This window comes from Acinetobacter sp. YH16031 (assembly GCF_013417335.1).
Taxonomy (GTDB): Bacteria; Pseudomonadota; Gammaproteobacteria; order Pseudomonadales; family Moraxellaceae; genus Acinetobacter.
In genome coordinates, this window is the sequence record NZ_VPED01000159.1 from 1 (window position 1) to 1,468 (window position 1,468).

1 protein-coding gene and 2 pseudogenes are annotated in these 1,468 nt (G+C 32.5%); 1 reads left to right on the forward strand and 2 read right to left on the reverse strand.

Annotation, left to right across the window (positions count from 1 at the left end; all coding sequences use genetic code 11):
• Positions 1 to 325, reverse strand: a pseudogene (locus tag FTV31_RS16835) (hypothetical protein); the annotation flags it as partial.
• Between the two features lie 256 nt (positions 326 to 581).
• The gene (locus FTV31_RS16840; RefSeq protein WP_179996726.1) at positions 582 to 1,112 is read right to left on the reverse strand and encodes a hypothetical protein; all 531 of its coding nucleotides are present in this window, start codon (positions 1,110 to 1,112) and stop codon (positions 582 to 584) included.
• Between the two features lie 244 nt (positions 1,113 to 1,356).
• On the opposite strand from FTV31_RS16840, the pseudogene FTV31_RS16845 reads away from it, so the two are divergent.
• Positions 1,357 to 1,468, forward strand: a pseudogene (locus FTV31_RS16845) (IS66 family insertion sequence element accessory protein TnpB); the annotation flags it as partial.

A 1,468-nucleotide genomic window follows, 5' to 3' on the forward strand; every position in this document is an offset into this window, starting at 1 on the left:
TTTTACCAGCTTCCTTTGTCCTAAGCACAAATACTTCATCTGAAATATATGATTCATCTTTGATTAGTAGTGCTTTCGAATAATCTAGCCCCATTCCTTTAATATGTTTAACTTTTCTATTTACCTCAAGAATTAATGAAGCATTGTGAGTAACATGAGATCTAACAGGAATTGCAAAAGTAAGATCATTTATAGTTATTTTTACTACTCCATGTCCTCGTCCTTTGGTTGTATCCCATTTACTATCCAGAGCATAGTAATCCAATGCATGTTGGACTATCGGATTTCCAGTGTAGAAAGAGGTATTTAACTTCTTTAATTGCATATATATTTCCATTTAAATGCAAAAAACCTCGACATTTGTCGAGGCTTTTCTAGATAGCAACAAGGAATTTGAGAGTTTAACGTGAGGATCTTCCTACCCCACATGATATACAAGGAATTTGAGAGTTTAACGTGAGGATCTTCCTACCCCACAAGCTATCTATCTACTAATATATATGAATACACATATTAGTCAATAAAAAACGTACTAAAGGCTAGGTTCAAATTCTTCTTAAACATAATTTAATATTTATATATCATCTACTTACAAGCAATGTATGCATTCTTTTCAAAATCATCAATATGTTAAGAAGTAAGTTTATAAGAATGAAAACTATCAATGGTTTCAACATATAACCATGAAATATAGTTATATATTTGATTGATGTATAAATTAGGCATAAAGAAACAAGGACAATAGAACATAAAATGGAATAGCTAATATTGTAATAAAGCTCTTCTAATACCGACTTCTTAATATCAAAGAGTGGATCAATCGCTTTTTCTTTCTCTTCAGCTAACTCTCTTCTTTCTTCCAGTTTTTGTTCTTGGTCAAAAACTAGAACTAGAACTGATAAAAGTAAAGCTGAGAATATTGAACCTAAATTAACCAGTAAAGAAATTATTTCCTTCCCATTCAATGGTATGAAAATAATACTAACTGATAAAATTATTGGAAGCACAATGAATACAAGAAATTCTAAAATTCCTATTTTATTGTTACGAGTTTGACGCAATGTTCGAAAGTGACCTACCACTATGTCACAGATATTAATGCGATTACTCATAGTCTATATCCTTAAGGCTTATATAAACTTCTAGTGAACTCTTGATCAATTTCTTCAAACCATTTTTCCAAAGCTTCAGGAGTTGGTAAACCTCCCTGTACTTCAATATAGTCTGGAGCTTCTATCTCACATAGTGCCGTTGTTTGGTTCCTACCGACGTAAGCATCCGGCTAACACAGCCTTACCAAGCGATCCTATAAGCCTTAATTTAGTTCCCACCTAAAAACAAGTGGGGACTTAATCCATGAACATGGATATATATTCAGCAACACCTCCTGTTGCTAAAAAACGCAGAACATACAGCAAAGAATTCAAACTCAGTATTATCAATGCCTGTAAAAATCCTAATACCTCGA